At 56.1% G+C, this 17,197-nt stretch carries 12 protein-coding genes; 10 read left to right on the top strand and 2 right to left on the bottom strand.

The genetic code is table 11. The annotated features are described in order from the left end of the window. Window positions 1–39 precede the first annotated feature (39 nt). The 5 genes from AC3Y2E_RS10310 to AC3Y2E_RS10290 all read left to right on the top strand — a co-directional run bounded on the left by AC3Y2E_RS10310 (window position 40) and on the right by AC3Y2E_RS10290 (window position 6,446). The gene (locus AC3Y2E_RS10310; protein WP_379209791.1) at window positions 40–2,079 is read left to right on the top strand and encodes a methyl-accepting chemotaxis protein; all 2,040 of its coding nucleotides are present in this window, start codon (window positions 40–42) and stop codon (window positions 2,077–2,079) included. A gap of 352 nt (window positions 2,080–2,431) precedes the next feature. After that, window positions 2,432–3,277, top strand: coding sequence for a class I fructose-bisphosphate aldolase (locus AC3Y2E_RS10305; RefSeq protein ID WP_379209789.1), 846 nt, complete (start codon window positions 2,432–2,434; stop codon window positions 3,275–3,277). 62 nt (window positions 3,278–3,339) lie between these two features. After that, window positions 3,340–3,870 (top strand): D-lyxose/D-mannose family sugar isomerase, encoded by a 531-nt coding sequence (locus tag AC3Y2E_RS10300; RefSeq protein WP_379209918.1) that lies wholly within the window; start codon window positions 3,340–3,342, stop codon window positions 3,868–3,870. Beyond that, a complete protein-coding gene (locus AC3Y2E_RS10295) occupies window positions 3,871–4,926 on the top strand; it encodes an aldose 1-epimerase family protein (RefSeq protein WP_379209787.1) in 1,056 nt (351 codons plus the stop codon). Between the two features lie 242 nt (window positions 4,927–5,168). Further along, the gene (locus AC3Y2E_RS10290) at window positions 5,169–6,446 is read left to right on the top strand and encodes a cytochrome P450 (RefSeq protein ID WP_379209785.1); all 1,278 of its coding nucleotides are present in this window, start codon (window positions 5,169–5,171) and stop codon (window positions 6,444–6,446) included. A gap of 629 nt (window positions 6,447–7,075) precedes the next feature. On the opposite strand, the gene AC3Y2E_RS10285 is transcribed toward AC3Y2E_RS10290, so the two are convergent. Further along, complete coding sequence (locus AC3Y2E_RS10285) at window positions 7,076–9,991, bottom strand: family 78 glycoside hydrolase catalytic domain (RefSeq protein WP_379209783.1); 2,916 nt, start codon at window positions 9,989–9,991, stop codon at window positions 7,076–7,078. 123 nt (window positions 9,992–10,114) lie between these two features. On the opposite strand from AC3Y2E_RS10285, the gene AC3Y2E_RS10280 reads away from it, so the two are divergent. The 5 genes from AC3Y2E_RS10280 (at window position 10,115) to AC3Y2E_RS10260 (ending at window position 16,578) form a co-directional block, all read left to right on the top strand. Beyond that, entirely contained in the window at window positions 10,115–10,999 is an 885-nt protein-coding gene (locus AC3Y2E_RS10280; RefSeq protein WP_379209780.1) for a helix-turn-helix domain-containing protein, read from the top strand. A 192-nt stretch (window positions 11,000–11,191) separates the two neighbouring features. Beyond that, window positions 11,192–11,740 (top strand): RNA polymerase sigma factor, encoded by a 549-nt coding sequence (locus AC3Y2E_RS10275; protein ID WP_317891203.1) that lies wholly within the window; start codon window positions 11,192–11,194, stop codon window positions 11,738–11,740. Further along, window positions 11,727–13,241 carry an SH3 domain-containing protein gene (locus AC3Y2E_RS10270; RefSeq protein WP_379209778.1) on the top strand — a complete coding sequence of 505 codons (1,515 nt, stop codon included), beginning with the start codon at window positions 11,727–11,729 and terminating at the stop codon, window positions 13,239–13,241. The genes AC3Y2E_RS10275 and AC3Y2E_RS10270 overlap by 14 nt, the downstream gene beginning before the upstream one ends. Window positions 13,242–13,391: 150 nt before the next feature. Next, window positions 13,392–14,186 carry a sugar phosphate isomerase/epimerase family protein gene (locus AC3Y2E_RS10265; RefSeq protein ID WP_379209776.1) on the top strand — a complete coding sequence of 265 codons (795 nt, stop codon included), beginning with the start codon at window positions 13,392–13,394 and terminating at the stop codon, window positions 14,184–14,186. Between the two features lie 280 nt (window positions 14,187–14,466). After that, window positions 14,467–16,578 carry a putative phage tail protein gene (locus tag AC3Y2E_RS10260; protein WP_379209774.1) on the top strand — a complete coding sequence of 704 codons (2,112 nt, stop codon included), beginning with the start codon at window positions 14,467–14,469 and terminating at the stop codon, window positions 16,576–16,578. A 142-nt stretch (window positions 16,579–16,720) separates the two neighbouring features. On the opposite strand, the gene AC3Y2E_RS10255 is transcribed toward AC3Y2E_RS10260, so the two are convergent. Further along, window positions 16,721–17,188, bottom strand: coding sequence for a RidA family protein (locus tag AC3Y2E_RS10255; RefSeq protein WP_379209772.1), 468 nt, complete (start codon window positions 17,186–17,188; stop codon window positions 16,721–16,723). Window positions 17,189–17,197 lie beyond the last annotated feature (9 nt).

The raw sequence follows: 17,197 nt of genomic DNA, 5'->3' as shown, positions 1-17,197 counted from the left end.
CGATCCCAATTAATCAACTTAGGATAGGGGTTAAATGAAGTGTTATCGAACGAACAACCGGACAACAACCGAAAAGGAATTGTTACGATCGGCAAGCGGATTACCGGCAAGCTTCAAAACAAACTGATCATCTTTTTTCTGTTAGTCGCACTCGTTCCGCTGATCGGCACCGCCATCTTCGTCTACCAAAAAGGATCTTCCGAGCTGATAACCAAACAGCGCGAAAGCTACGAGAAGCTGGTGGACAGCCGGGCGAACGGGATCAATCAATGGCTGGAAGAGCGGATGGGCAATATCAAGCTGCTCGCCACGACCTCGGAAGTGAAATCAACGGACAACGCAGCCAAATCCCGTTTTCTGCAAAGCGTTACGAAAAATACGGAGTTTGACGGAAACGGCTTCCTGAATCCGAAAGGCACCGTCGAAGCCGTCGATACGCTGGAGCCGGGAACCGATCTTTCGATGAGACCGTTTTTCCACGCGGGAATGGAAGGGAGGTCGACGTTCTCCGACGTCTTGCTCGCCAAGACGACAGGGAAACGTTCGATCATTGCGGCTACGCCGGTGATCGGCAATGCCGGCGAGAAATTGGGCGTCCTGACGGGCGTTATCAATTTCGGCGATTTTGTTACGGCTTACTTGCAGGATTTGAATCTGGACGGCGGCAAAATTTATCCGATCGTGATCGACAACCTCGGAGCGATTCAAGTCCATCCCCAGGAGGACGTAATTAGCCAGCCTTTCGAGGAAGCCAGTCTGCCTGAGAGCCTGAAAGATATTTTCCGAAAGGAGAAAACGTCATCGAACACCTACACGTATCGGGACGGCAGCCAAGAATACCTTGTAGTTGCTGCGCCGATCCCTTCGACCAATTACGGCTTGTACCTTCATGTTCCGGTCAATTCGATTACGGCGGCGGTCAGCTCTATCCAAACGAGTGTAGTCGTCATTATTCTGCTGGTCAGTGCGATCGTAATCGGTTTCGCTTATATGATCGCACGCCAGATTACGCGGCCGATAAAAGCAGTTGCAGACATTATGACCCGGGTCTCCGACGGGGATTTAAGAGTCGAGCGGCTTACGATCCGTTCCCGTGACGAAGTGGGCCAGCTGGCGTTTTCCCTGAATGGAATGGTCGATCAGCTGAAGCATTTCGTAGCGCAAGTGAACCGGACGGCTACCGAAGTGGCAGCCTCTTCCGAAGAATTGTCTACCAATGCGGAGGAGACGAACAAGGCAACCGAGCAGATCGCAGTCTCCATCCAGGAAGTGGCCGACGGCAACGAGATGCAGGTGCATAAAGTCGATCAAAGCGTCAAGTCGATCGAAAAAGTGGCGATGGGCGTCCATCAGATCGCCTCCAGTGCGGAAAGCGTGGCCAAGTCTTCGATGAGCGCGTCCGAAGCGGCTGAGGCGGGCAACAAAGCGATTCAATCGGTCATCGTTCAGATGAACTCGATCGAGAAAACCGTCAGCGATATCGAAGTAATCGTCAGACGATTGGGCGACGGTTCGCAAGAGATCGGCGAAATGGTCAAATTTATATCCGATATCGCGGCACAGACGAACCTGCTCGCCTTGAATGCGGCGATTGAGGCTGCAAGGGCCGGAGAGCAGGGAAGAGGCTTCGCCGTTGTCGCGGCAGAGGTTCGCAAGCTGGCGGAGCAGTCCGCCCAATCGGCCGGACAGATCGCCCAGATGGTCGCGAACATTCAGAGCGAGACGCTGCAGACGGTGCAGTCGATGGAGCAAGGAACGCGGGAAGTGGCGATCGGGCTGGAAGTAGTAGGCCAAGCGGGCCGGTCGTTCGAGGAAATTCAGCAGACGGTCGAGCAGGTGGCGGGGCAGATTCAGGAAGTCGCTTCCTCGTCGCAGAAAATGCTTGCCGAGACGGAAGAAGTCGTTACTGTCATTAACAACATCTCCGAAATCGCAGCGCAATCCGCAGTCGGAACGACCAGTGTCTCTGCGGCTACGGAAGAGCAGCTGGCGACCATGGAGGAAGTCACTTCGTCGGCGACATCGCTTGCCAGCATGGCGGAAGATTTAAACAGGCAGGTCGGCAAGTTTCGGATATAAATAGAATAGAGGAAGTGGCGGTATTCCAGTCCGTCTGCGAACGAATCTGTCCCCGGTTAGCGCTGCACTGACGGCCGGGGACAGATTCGTTTTCGTATGGCTGGTAGGCAATAGCTCAATAGTAACCTTCGCTTATATGAACGACGAGGGCGATATCGGCGTAGGGATCGTTGATCTTGGCCAAGGAACCGGCAGAAGGCCGGGGTCCATATTGACCGTAAGGATCCGTTGTCCGGCCCGGCCATACCGGACAAATCGAAAGAAGCTATAGACAGATCCGTCCCTGATGTACTATGATAATGTTACAAACGAACATTTATATGTTTGTATTAAACATAATGGAGTTGGGGATATGAGCAGCTTAGCCAGATTGAACCGGATGTTCAGCAGCCAAGGGAAATGTTTCGACGTAGCGATCGACCACGGCTTTTTTAACGAGTTTACTTTTTTATCCGGGATTGAGAATATGAAGCAGGCGATCGAAACGATAGTCAACGCGGCTCCCGATTGTGTACAATTAAGTGCGGGGCAAGCAAGACTTCTGCAGGAGATTCCGGGCAAGCACAAACCTGGACTCGTGCTCCGGACGGATGCAGCCAACATATACGGCAGCGTGCTTCCGCGATTTCTGTTCAGCGAGCTGATGGACCGGGCCATCGAGCATGCGGTCCGTCTGGACGCGGTAGCGGTGTGCGTGAATCTGCTGCTGCTGCCGGGCCAGCCGGAGCTGCATCACCAATGCGTCCGCAACGTGGCCCAGTTGAAGACGGAATGCGAGAAATACGGCATGCCGCTTATGGTGGAGCCGCTGGTCATGCTGCCTAACGAAGCGAAGGGCGGTTACATGGTGGACGGCGATATTCAAAAAATCATGCCGCTCGTTCGCCAAGGCGTAGAGCTTGGAGCTGACGTAATCAAAGCGGATCCATGCGACGATGTGACGGAATATCATCGGGTCATCGAAGTGGCGTCGGGCATACCGGTACTCGTTCGCGGCGGCGGCCGGGCGAGCGACGAGGAGATCGTGGGCCGGACGGTCGAGCTGATGAACCAGGGCGCCTCCGGCATCGTATACGGGCGCAATGTCATTCAGCACCCGAATCCGGCCGGAATGACATCGGCTCTGATGGCAATCGTCCATAAAGGAGCTTCAGCGGAGCAAGCTCTGGCTATACTGCAAGGCGAATCCGAAGCTTAGTCCAGACTTGCCATCCTGCTCCTCGAGAGGAGATTTATGAGCAGATGATCAAACGAAGTGAACTGCAAATCGCCCGCCAGCGTACGGCGGAACTGTTCCGGCATGCCGGAATCGTCCTGTCGGAGGAAGAGAAGGAGCGCATCGAAATCGCCGAATTCGGCTTGGGCCAGCTGGAGCGGCAAGGGCTGGAGCTGGTCACCTACGTCAATACCGATAGGTATTGCGCCAAGGAGCTCGTCCTGTTCCCCGGGCAAACGTGTCCTGAGCACAAACACCCGCCTATCGGCGACGATCCCGGCAAAATGGAGACGTTCCGCTGCAGGTACGGCAGCGTGCTCCTGTATGTCGAAGGAGAGCCAACTCCGGATATTCGTGCGCTCGTACCCGAAGGCAGCGAGAACTACTACACGGTATTTCACGAAATCGTCCTGATGCCGGGCGAGCAGTACACGATTCCTCCGAATACGCTGCACTGGTTCCAGGGGGGAGACGAAGGCGCTGTCGTGTCGGAGTTTTCCAGTACGAGCCGGGATGAATTCGATGTATTCACAGATCCTCACATCAAGCGGATGCCCGAAATCGAGGAGGACTAGATGGTGAGGCTTTACAACCGGGATTGGACGCGACGGGAAATCGAAGAAAGGGTCGGCCGGATCGATCAGATCGGCGGCATTCAGCGGGTCCGGGGAGCGGAAGGGGTAGAGGATGGCGTCGAGCTGGTCCGGATCAGGACGGGAGCGGGTCTGTCCTTTGACGTGATCCCTTCCCGCGGGCTGGACATCGGCATGAGCGAATATGGCGGAGTGCCGATCGGCTGGCTCGCGCCGGGAGGCGTAGCCCATCCCGCCTACTATGACGCTCAAGGTGAGGAGTGGCTGCGTACGGCGGCAGGCGGTCTGCTGATGACATGCGGACTGATGAACGTAGGCAACCCGTCCGAGGACGGGGGAATTTCTTACGGCCTGCACGGCCGGGTTCATCATCTCCCGGCACGCCATGTCGGCGTGGAAGGTAGCTGGGACGGCGACGAATACGAGATGACGGTCAAAGGCACGGTTGACGAAACGTCGATATTCGGCGATCATCTGAGATTGACGCGGGAAATTCGCAGCAGACTCGGAGAAAACGTCATCCGTATTCGCGACAAAGTGGAGAATGTCGGGTTTACCCGGGCTGCCCATATGCTGCTGTACCATTTTAATTTCGGCTTTCCGCTCATGGAAGAGCATACGAAGATCGATTTCCCGGAGGCGGCGTTGTCTCCGCGCGAAGCGGACATGCAGGTGGACGGATACGACCGCTGGCAAGCCCCGGAAAAAGGGTATGACGAGCGGGTATACTACCATCGCAATATCCGCTCCGCACCGCGAGCGAGTGTGCGAATCCGCAACGACCGGTTCCCGACTCCCTCGGGGGCGGCGCTGCCGATCTCTGTGGAGCTTTCCTGGGATGCAACCACTCTTCCGAATCTGATTCAATGGAAAATGCCGGGTCAAGGCACACATGTGCTCGGCCTGGAGCCTGCCAACTGCGTCGTGGAAGGACGCGCCGTAGAACGGGAGAGAGGGACGCTCGTATTCCTCGAGCCCGGCGAGAGCAGACACTATGAACTGGAGCTTAAGGTGAACCCGGGCGTTATCGGACCTTGATCTATAACCGGGTACAGACAAGAGGAGCTTGCTGCGGCAGGCTCCTCTGTTTTCTTTGCGCTCTTGCTGAGCTTAACGGGTTTCCATAGGGAATCGCAGCCGAAACGAAGCTCCGCTGTTAGGCATCATAGATGCAAAGACTTCTATTTGTTATCCAGCTCGAACGTTGCAGTCTCTATGAATTTGCTGGTAAGATGTGTATAACGGTTTGTTTTACGTTCTGGACGTCCCCATAAAGGAGCGTGATTGAAATTCTTATTCGCCCCCACTCCGAGGAGAAGCACGACATCGCGGCATGGTTCCGGAGCTACTCCGAACCGCTGCACGGCGATCCTTATCCGTTCTACAACTATTTGCTGGAAAGAGAGCCGATCTATTACATAAGTGATCGAAACCAATGGGTGGCTTCCCGCTATGAGGACGTCAATCGGATCTTGAAAGATCCTGAATTCGTTCGCGAACACCGGAATGCCGCACCGCCGCCTCCGCCGTCGCAGGAGCTTCCGAAACAGGACCCGCCGCCCGCGCCGTCCGTCTGGAAGCCGGTGAATGATCTGCTGGGCAATTGGATGCTGTTCCGCGATGCGCCGGACCATACGAGGTTAAGAGGGCAAGTCAGCCACGCCTTTACGCCGCGTACGATGGAACGGCTCAAGCCGAAAATACAGGCGGTCGCGGATCATCTGGCCAAGCAGCTGACGGAGGAAACGAAGCCGGATTTGATCGCGTCCTACGCATTTCCGCTGCCTGTCATCGTGATCGCGGAGATGCTTGGAGTGCCGCCGGAAGACCGCGAGTTATTCAAAGGGTGGTCGCACATATTCGCCAGAATTCTCGAAGGCGGCGACAGACCGCCGGAATTTGCCCAGCAATCGGCTCAGGCGGCTGTCGAGATCACCGACTATTTCCGTTTTTTGATTGCGGAGCGCAGGAAGTCGCCGCGTGAAGATATGATCAGTGATCTGCTTGCCGCGCAAGGACAAGGGGGCGCCCTGACCGAGCAGGAGCTAATCGCGACCTGCGTGCTGCTGCTGGTAGCCGGTCATGAGACAACCGTGAACCTGATCGGCAACGCGGTTTTTACGCTGTTGAGTTTTCCCGAGCAGCTCACCCGGCTGATCGCGAAGCCGGAGCTGATCCGCCCGGCCGTCGACGAAGTGCTGCGGTTCGAAGGGCCTGTGCAGATGACAGGACGTCTTGCGTCCGCCGATTACGTGATCGGCGGTCAGACGATCAAGCGGGGGCAGTATGTCACCGTCATGCTGGGGGCGGCAAATCGCGACCCTTCGCAGTTCGAACAGGCGAACCGGTTTGATATCGGGCGTACGCCGAACCGTCATCTCGCATTTGCCTCGGGTCCCCATTTCTGTCTCGGCGCTCCGCTTGCCCGCATGGAGGGTGAGATCGCGCTCGGCAAGTTGGTGGAACAGTTCCCCGGCATGCGCCTTGCAGACGCCAAGCCGGATTGGCGGCCGAATATGTTGTTTCGGGGCTTGAACACGATGCGCGTGGAGTTGTAGCGGGAGCGAAGCTTGATTTGCATTCGTCATCGGCTGCGTGATTATTAATCTAGACCGTTTGACACTGATCTAATGGCATACGAGACACGGGGCTATGGGCTGTCCCAAAGGCGTTCGCATCATATTGGGAACATCCCAAGATCCATACGAAAGGACCCCAAATTCCACGGTAAAGTGGAGGCTGAGGTCCTTTTTCACAAGAAAAATCGGGTTTAATGGGGCTCGAAAATCGCAAATTGACTCTTGGGACACCCGCTTTCTGAACGATTCAGAATGTTTAAGTTCGATAAAGCGTTAAAGTGCTAAAACGAACCGAGACATTCTGAACTAAGGAAAGCTACCTCTTACGCAGGGTCATTCATCGTGGCAAGAGCTTCATTTAGAAGCTTTTCTTATATTCAACTGAGTTTGACTCCGAATGTACATGATTATTCGTATAGATTTTGACGTAAGAAAGCGAAATAGGCGATTATATATGAAAAACCGTATAGGATGTACCGAGTTGGATTATTCTCGAAAATGATATACGAAAAATCATATACACTTATTCGAGGAAGCAAACAATAACCGGAGGAGGTTAGCTTCCAGCAGTAAAACGGCCTTCCTGCAACGCTGCTGCCCCTTATCAGTTAAGACCCAAGCTCAATCCGCTCCAGCTCCAGTTCATACCTGTCGGGAGCGGTTATCGACAGCTCCAGTCCGGGCGGCGTCTCGACGCGGAGGCGAAGCTTCCGGTTCGCCCGGTCCGCGTGCCAGGTTATATCGATTCGCCCGAGCCCGGGGAGGGGAACCGTGCCTGTGGCCCAAGCGAGATCCGCTACGTGAGGTTCGACCGCAATCTTCGTCCAGCCCGGATTCAGGCCGCGCACGCCGAGGATGTACGCCCCCAGGAAGTAGCCGGGCCCGGCCGACCAGGCGTGGCAATGGCTGCGCGTGAGCTCGTTTGGATGATTGCGCCGCTCCAGCGGCCTCGGATACATTTCCCAGCATGTCGTCGCGTCGTGTTCGATCATATGTCCGTACTGCGTCCGGATGTCGTCCAGCATGATGTCGATCCGGCCCAGCTTGGCCAGCGCCTCGTGATAGAAAAACGACATGAACGGACTGCCGATCTGGACGAATTCAACCGGAGGCTCGGCGACGTAGTTCTCCAATATGCGCTGACGTTCTCCTTCCGCGATATCGCACAAATACGCAACCACCTGCGTCTGCATGCTGAACACTTTGGATATTCGGCCGTCGCTGTGAATGCAGTCCACAAAAGCATTTCGTTCTTCCGACCACAGGTGGGCATTGATCGCCGTCTTCAAGGCGTCGGCGCGGGCGAGCAGCCGTGCGGCTCCAGCCGGGTCGGTTTCTGCCGCGATCCGGGCGGCGGAACGGAGCGCCTTGACGAAAAATAGGTTCTGGTGCGTAACGACGCCGTCTCTCGGCTGATCGATCGGGGCCCAGTCCAGCAAGTTCCATGCCTTCATATATAACAAGCCGCGGTCGTCCAGCTTCTCAGCGAAATGATCGAGCGTACTGCGGACTTGCGGCCAGATTTGCTCGGCAAAGCTGCGGTCTCCGCTGAATTCGTACAGTTCGAGGCAGGCGATCGCCCAGAAAAAGGTCCAGTTCGGAATGACGCTGTTCCAGCCGCTCGGCACCTGGTCCGCGTACAAAGGCGTCTGGAACTGCGAGCCGGGAACGAGCCGCAAACAACGCTTGACGATGGCGTCGTCGCCGAATACGTAATAATTGACGAGCGCTTCGTTGCGGGCATCGCCTACCCAGAACGTCTGCTCGTACGCCGGACAATCGACGAACGTATCCTCCATGCACACCCGGGTCGTATGCTTGCTAATCTCCCAGATGTCGTTAAGCAGCGCATCGGAGCTGCGGAACCGCCCGATCTCGGCGACTGCAAAATTGCTTTGCAGCATCGAGATCCGGTGGAATTGAACCGGCGCTGCGGCGTTTCTCACGACGACCATCAAGTAGCGGAAGCCGCGACGGACGAGGGACGAGTACGATTGACGGCCTTCCCGACAGACGTATCGCATCGTGTTGTCCAATTCGAACGTGTCCTGTCTCCAGCCGTCCTGGATAAACTCCAGTCCGTAGAAGTCCAGAATCGTGCCGGCGGAGGCTTCCGCTTCGAACTCGATATAGCCGGTATATTCCTTGCCGAAATCGATGATCATCTCCGTGTCCTCGCCGGGATGTACAGGCACGACGGCCGCCGACCGGTTCGCGATGACAGCCTGATGAAGCGAATACGGGACCGGAAGCCGGGCGGATTGCGTCGTCCAGATGCATTGGCTGAACACGTCGTCCTTGCTGACATAACGATTGTCCACCGGACGCAGCCACTCGGGGAACTCGTGCAAACCTGCTGCCGAGCTAATAGCTCGGGCCCGGTCATAATCCGGATGCGATTCATTCAACGGTCGTGCCGGCTGGTGGTCGATGATTTCGATATGATCGAACGGCCCCAGCGTTGCAAACGAAGAACGGCTGTCTGCATTCGTACCAGCTGCATCGGCAAGAGGGGAGACGACTTCAAACGGCTCTTCGCAATCGATCCCGAAGTGGAAGCTGTGTCCATGAATCGTTCCTTTTAAGGCAAGCATCAAGAAATTATCGCCTTGCTGCAGCTCTACATCGAGAAAACGTCTCGGCTTTTCTCCATAATAGGCCGTATCCGGGTACCAGGTCCCGTTAATGCTGCACAACCCGGGCAGCCGTCCGCTGTCGACGATGCCGATCGTCGCGCGAACGGCTTTGTCCGTTCGGATGACCGTAGCGAGGAAACCGTACAGCCGGACATTGTTGGCATGATGTTCGCTAGACGGAACGAAATGATTCCGCAGGTCCAGCACGACTCCCCACGATCTCGGCTTTACCCGGCTCAAGCTCTCGACCCTTACCGGGTAGACGGGTTCCTCGGTCAGATGCGGAATATCCCGCTCGACCAGCTGCGTCCACGGCTCCATGCCGACAGGGCCGATGACGGAGACGTTCTCCCAGCCTGAATCGTCGAAACCGGCATCGCTCCACCTGGCGTCACAGCCTGCGGCATCGTACACTTCTGTGAATGGAAGCTGGCACGAAATACGCGGTGAACGCGAATCGTAACCGGCATGGAGGGAGGTTGTCCAGCTGGCGTCCGTGGCCGCCAGGACCGTACGCTCGCCCTCGCCGGAAAGCTCCACCTGGGCCAGCAACCCGCCCCGTCCGCGCACATATTGGAACGTCGGGACGCCGTAATGGGTCACCAGCACCGCTATCGTATTGTCTGTTCCCGGACGAAGCAGATGTCCGATCTCGTACTCGTCATAGGCGAGCTCGAACGGCCACGACCGGACAGGACCGCGTCCCGCCGCTGTGCCGTTCACATACAGGACGTAACGGGAATCCGCCGTAATCTTTAATTGTACCGGCCGTCCCGCATCCGCTGATGGTAAAGTAAACTGCTTGCGAAAGCAGCGCCATTCGTTCCGCGGGCTTGTATCTCCGCCGGACCATATCCAACTGGCGTTCCAATCTGCGTTTGGCTTCATATCTCGGGTAAACCTCCTGGTTTGCGAATCTGTTTTTGTATAGTATAATTCAGGAGCAACCAGAGGTGGGGTAGCAATTAGGACATATTATGGGGTTGAAACGGACACAAGGAGAATCGGCCGATGAGCGTAAAACGGATTGTACAAACGATACCGCTAAGTTTATACATAACGGAGGAGACACCGATTCACGTTAACCGGGTATCCGAGTCGTTCGAGCTGGCCGAGCATAATCACGAATTTCTGGAAATCAATTATGTCAGCGAGGGGAGCGGATTTCATCGGATCGAAGGATTGTCGCTGCCGGTTGCACGGGGGGACGTTTTTTTTCTCCCGCTCGGGGTGTCCCACGTCTTCCGTCCCGCGCACGCGCAGCCGAAGCGCAAACATTTGATCGTGTACAATATTTTGTTCAGCACCGCGTTTTCACGCAAGCTGGAGCCATTTTTTGCGGAAGACGCAGCCGTGCTCCGCTTCCTCACTTCGCCTTATCCGGAGCAGATGTGGCTTCATGCCCAGGATTCGGACGGCACCTTCCAGTCGATCGTTCATACGTTGTTCGAGGAGTTCGTAAGAAAACGCCCCGATCATCTGCAAGTGATGCGTTCGGAGATGATCCGGCTGCTCCTTCATCTGCGCCGCTCCCAGCTGAGAACGGTGATAGCAGGGGAAACGGCCCCGCTCGACGATCCGCTGGAGCATGTGCTCGATCGGATCAGGGAAAAGGCGGCGGAGCCTCCTACGATTCAGGAGCTTGCTGCCGAGTCGGGACTGAGCGAGAGGCAATTCCGCCGAAGATTCGAAGCGCGCACCGGGATGAATTATACCGAGTACGTACAGAAGCTGCGGATGGAGCTGATCTGCAAACTGCTGGCTTCGACCAGCGATACGATTTCATCGATCGCCTGGAAGGCCGGATACCGGGACATTAAATTTTTCAACCGGTTGTTCAAAAAGCTGGTTGGCGCAACCCCCAGCGAGTACCGCAAAACGAAGGCGCAGCGGTAACGGTCAAAACCGGATCATTCCGGTTCCTCCGGCAGAGGACTATACCTGGTTAACCATCATACCGGCCGCTTTCCGATTGGAAGGCGGCTTTTTCTACGATGGAGCCGAGAAGCGAAATCGAAATTTTTATTATAATTGGAACAATTCCCCGGTTTCCATTGTCCAATAAGTAGAGGGCGGGGTGAAGGGTCGTTGGAGGAGCAGGATTATTGGAAGCATATGGCGTCACTGAACAAGGAGACGTTCCGCGAATTGATGCTCACATATGGGCAGGACGTCTGGAATTACGCTTATTTGATGACGAAGCGCGCGGATCTCGCAGACGATATCTCGCAGGATGTATTTCTCAAGGTGTACCAGAATATCGGTTCGTTCCGAGGGGAATCGTCATTTCGGACGTGGCTGATCTCGATTACGAGAAATATAGCGATCAACTACAGGCGGTCGGCCTTCGTGCGGAAAGTAACGCTTGTGGATTGGATTGTCCGCAAAGAAACTCATTCGTCGGCGGAAGACGAAGCGATGGAGATTTGCCTGGCCGAGGATATATGGCAGATCGTGCTGAAGCTGCCGGTGAAATATAGAGAGGTGCTCCTTCTCGATGCGAGGTACGATCTCACGATAAAAGAAATCGCGGATGTGCTCGGGATATCACAGGGTACCGTAAAGTCGCGGTTGTCTCGGGCGCGCAGCAAAGTAACGAGAATCTGGAAGGAGGGGGCGGCTTATGAACGAGCCTAAGCCGGAGTGGTATGAACAGATGCGAAACGATCCGTTCGATCGGCGGACATTTACGCTGCAGAACATCAACCGGATCGAAAAGATGGCCGCGGATGGCCGCGCCGGCTCGAAACGGAACGGACGCCCAAAGCCTGTGCTGTGGCTGGCTGCCGGTGTTGTGATCGTACTGCTGCTCCTAATTCCGGATATGCGGGCGACGGATGGACTCAAGCCGTGGAGCGGGGAGGCCGGGACAGAAACGAATCCGCCTGCGGAGCGGGAACGGTATAGGCTGAAAGGGGACGTCGAGGTCACGCAATCTCCCGGAGCTTATGAGCACGGCGCACCGGTGTTCGTTGCGGATGCGGATCTGTCTTACGAAGTGACCGAGATTCGCGGCAACTTCGCCAAGATTGCTTCCGGGGGAGCGAGCGGGTGGATTCCGGAATGGTACTTGAACCGGGAACCGGAAACCGGCGCGCTGCTGAGCGTTAAGCCTTACGAGATGCTGGTGCAGAATCCGGTGGTGTTCCGGTTATATCCGGATGAAGCGAAACCTTCGGGCTTCGAGCTGCCGGCCGGCAAGGTTGTGCAGGTTACAAGGGAGTACCGGGACTGGGCCAATATCAGGCTGTTTACGTACGATACCCCGTATACCGGTGAAAAATGGGTGCCGAAGAGCGCTCTTGCGGTATTCGATCCCGCTTTCGCGCGGGAAGGAACGCTGCGCGAAGGAGCCGGCGTCTATACGGAGAAAGGAGGAGCCAAGGAGCGTCCGCCGGGGCCGATCTGGATCGATCGCGAAGCCGGCAACCGCTACGTTATTATCGCTCCGGGCGGGTACACGGGTTATATCGAGAAAGCGGATTTTGTTCCGAATCCGTTTCGTGACACGGGAAGCGAAGGGAGAGCGGAGTCCGGTTATACAGAGGAGGAGGAAACGGCTCTCAAGGAAGATCTTTCGCACCGGGCGGTTGGAACCCATACGGAGGGGCGGATCGTCGTAAAACCGTCCGGTCAGGCGAAAGTAGCTGCTCTTGGCGCCCCCAGCTGTTACGGACAAGAAACCGATCTGAATTGGAGAGGTGCTTATGAAGCGGTTTGGGAACCCAAATCGGGGGGAGCTGCGAGTCCGATTTTTTCGTTTCCGGCTGAGTTCGAAATCATCCAGAAAAACGATTCCCCGGTACAAATGAAGTCGTTCGCCTTAAGCGGCACGGATCTGTTCGCCTACGTTCCGCGGCATACGGACTGTCACGCCCTTGAGACCTACTTGTTCGGAGTAAGCGACGGCAAGGCGTTCCCGGTACCCTTCGAGATGGACCCGGAGCGAAGTTGGACGAGTATCGGGCAGCTGCCGAACCGGCAGTTCCAGGTAACAAGCGGAGAGATGATCGTGACCGGCGGATACGGGGCGGGTCAAGACTATATCGATGTGTATCATTTCCGCTACGATTCCAAGAAGAAGGCGATGGTGCTGCAACGTACGGAACAGTTGAAGCCGAATGAAATAAACGGATAGTTTTGTCAAATCGGGTTGCTGCCGGTCTAAGAGCTGGCAGTTCTTTGTGTAAATTTGCCGAATAACCACAAAAAATGATGATACGCAGAACAATTTGATGGTATGGTATAAATAGGAAACGTCAACTTACGGTTCACGGGGGTTTTCTAAATGAGATTTGGAATGCCGACGCTTGTCGAATATGCGTCCATCGAAGACAATGTGCAGCTTTGCCGCAGACTCGGTTTGCACTTCATTGAACTGAACATGAATCTTCCGATCTGCCTGCCGGAGAGCTTGTCCCCTTCGGATATTCGATCCTATACCGAACGATACGGAATCCGCTTCTCGGTCCATCTCCCGGAAGAGCTGGATGTAACCTCGTACCACCCCTCCATCCGATCAGGGCATCTGGAGAGATGCGAGCAGACGATGGAGTGGGCGAACCGGTCGGGCATCCGGACGCTTACGATGCATCTGAACAACGGGATCTATTTTACTTTGCCGAACACCAAAGTTTGGATCAACGAGCAGTATGAGGAGACGTATCTGGAGCTGCTGCTCAAATCGTATGCGGAGCTGTACCGGCTGGCCAAAAGTTACGGGGTCGACTTATGTATTGAGAATACGGGCAATTTCCAGCTGCCGTTCGTAGGGCGGGCGCTCGAATTGTTAAGCGCTTCGCCGAACTTCCGTCTGACCTGGGATGTGGGGCATGACGCCAAAGCCGGTTTCGCGGAAAAAGAAGTGTTCGACCGCTACAGGAGCCGAGTCCGGCATATGCATCTGCATGATTATAACGGCAAATCGGACCACCAGCCCTTATACAAGGGAATCGTGCCGCTTGGAGATCGGCTGAGCCTGGCCCGGGAGCACGATTGGACGGTCGTCATCGAAGTGAAGACGGGCGACTCGTTGACCGAATCGGTGGAGGCGCTTCGCAGCCGAGGCTTTATGGATTTCTAGCCGCTGGTTAGGGTCGTGGTGCCGACCGAGCCCGATTTCCGGATGGATCAGGAAGGAATGTAAGAAGCCGTTCATCCAGGTCATAATCGGCAAATACCGAATGTAAATATCGGAAAACGTCTATGCGAATCGTTCATATACAAGTGCGGCTCAATCGACTAAAGTATGGTTCGGAAGGGCACTTATGCGGGGCGGGAAGGATCTGTACGGATGCTTTCCGTCTTTAGCCGATAGTGGACATGCGGATATAGCCAAACACGGGTGACGGGAGGAATAATCAATGGGTGCAATGAATAACGAAGGCGGCACGAAGAATTTATTGAAACCGTATACAAATGCGGAAATTAAGCAGGAAGGCTGGGAAGGCAAACCGGTGAGCCGCCGCAAGCTGCTCGCGGCTATGGGAGCGGCCGGGGCGGCGCTCACCGCGATGGGCGTACTGGCCGGTCAATCGGGCGCGGCCGCGAAAAGGGCAGGATCGGGCGTACACGGATCGGTGTATGGCGGAGACCCCGAATTTCCGCTACTGGCAGATTGCGTCCGCGGCGTCCGGATCGAAGAGCTGAGAAACGTAACGAATCCGGTGGAAGGCCGGGTGTATTTCGTAACCGATCCGGGCCAGGAAGGGCCGTTCCTGTACGATGCCGCCGACAACACAACAGCGGACAATGCGGGGACCGTAATTGTATCGGCTATGGGAGCCCGTTTCAAAAGGCGGTATGACGGGAACATCCACGTCAAATGGTTCGGGGCCAAAGGGGACGGAGCCGCGGACGATACGTCCGCAATCCGCGCTGCGCTGGCGGCGGCAAGAGGAAAGACGCTGTTTTTTCCTCCCGGCGTATTCCGCCTGACGGATACGATTACGATTCCGCGAAATACGTTCGTTCGCGGATCGGGCAGCTCGTCCTGGTTTACGTTCGGACAGCGGCGCAATGTACTGCCGGACAGCGTGCTCGATATGGAGAACGGCACCGTTCTGGCTTTTTTTGGCAACGGTTCGCAAGCGTTTTCAAGCAATCGTGGCGACTTCCAGAGCTTTACTTGCGCGGTCCGGTTCGAGAGCGATGCGGACGGCACGCAGCTGTCTGATCTGAAAATTTTGTCCCATTTCCGCATCCGGGACGACCTGGGCGGCATCACTACGCAGTTGACGGACGAGCATGCGATGTACGACGTCGGCTTGTGGATCGACAATGCCGAGCATGTCAAGCTGAACCGGGTATCGGTGGTCGGGTACTGGCAAAAGGCCGGGTTGTTTCTGGACGCTTCGGGCCGGCTGGCTGCGACGGGCGAATACGGCTCGATCGAATATGCGACGATCAAGGATTGCTTGTTCCAAGGCAAGATCGGGATGGCGGTGCTCGGAGGAGACGAGGGGAATCCGCCCGACGAGACGGGGTATACGCCTCCGACCGGCGATGCCTTGACGGAGGGGCAGTTCGGTCTGTCTCATTTATTCGTCTCCGACTGTTTCTTCTCCGGTACGGACCACCATTCCAACGGCTTCGCCTCAGGCTGGCAAAGCCGGATCGAACCGGACAGCACGCCGATCAAAATCGACGGCTTCATCGGCAGCGGATCGCCTTACCGGATCAACAATCCGCGCTTCGTCAACTGCTCGATTCAGACGCGGGAGAGCGCCTCGATTGTTCTGGATCGCGTCATCCGGCCCACCTTCGTGAACTGCCGGGCGGAGAGCGGACCGATCCGCGCCTCGAAGCATACGATCCAGCCCCGGCTGATCGCCTGCGAATTTCCTTATAACCGGACCAACCCGATTTATCAGGAGATCGAGTTTTGCCAGGGCGCGCATATTGAACCTCCGTTCCGGAGACTGGGACACGTTCTCCTTATGCCTTACGAATTCCAGATCGAGCTGCGCAACAACGGGGGCGTGATCGAGCACCGGGTGACGAAGCCTAACGCTATCCAGGCGACGGCCAAATCAAAGGCCGCCGAAGCTTTGTTCCGTTATGCCATAGCCGAAGCGGGTTGGAACTACATGCAGTGGACGCCGACTCCAGTTCCCGGGTCTATCGACGATTTTGCGAAGGGTATTTATTTGGGAGAGAAGTCTTTTACGGCCAAATACAACTTGTACACGAGCGTTATTATCGACAATGCGGCCGATTATCAGGAGGTTGAAGTTACGGTTGCCGATTCAAGAGCGGCCGATCCGAATTTATGGGCGAGAGCGGGCACTTTCTCCGCGCAGGCGGTTCCGTACCGGATGAGCAGCTATTCGACCGCGTTGAAGATCGAGCTGCGCAGCGGCACAGGCCCGGCGGCGAATCTGACCGCCAATCTGCCGAACGAAACGAACGGCCCGGCCAGTCTCGTCCTGCGGGTGAGAGGGAAATTTTATGAGCAGACGTACGGTATGGCTTGAACGGAGCTAAGTCACCGGGCAGCTTATGGTGCCGGTTCTCAGCGTACGGAGGGCTGCGGGCTGCTTGAGATGTTGCATAGGAATAGGAAAAGCCGGCCATGAGGCCGGCTTTGGCGTTATATGGAGAAGCATGATCGGGACATCAGTCCCGGATCTCGACGATTAGCTCGATCTCGACCGGCGTATGGAACGGCAGATCGCTGGTGCCGATGGCGGAGCGTGCATGGCGGCCGTTTTCTCCGAATACTTCCACCAGCAAGTCCGATGCGCCGTTCATGACGTACGGCTGGTCGCCGAAGCCGGGGGCGCTGTTGACGAAGCCGAGCATTTTGACGACTTTGACGACGCGGTCCAGATCACCGAGATACCCTTGGAGCACGGCCAGACAGTTGACGATCACTTGCCGGGCGCATTCCTGGCCCTGCTCGATCGTCAGATCGCTGCCGACTTTGCCTTCATAGATCAGCACGCCGTTAGCGTCGCGCGCATCTTGACCGGACAAATAAAGCAGATTGCCGGTCCGGTTCGCCGGAATATAGGTAAACCGCGGCTGGGGCGGGGATGGGAGCACGATGCCGAGCTGTTCCAGTCGTTGTTCGATGATTGCCATAGTGAGATA

It is taken from the genome of Paenibacillus sp. MAH-35 (assembly GCF_058135425.1).
This window is presented reverse-complemented; position numbering and strand designations above follow the sequence as displayed.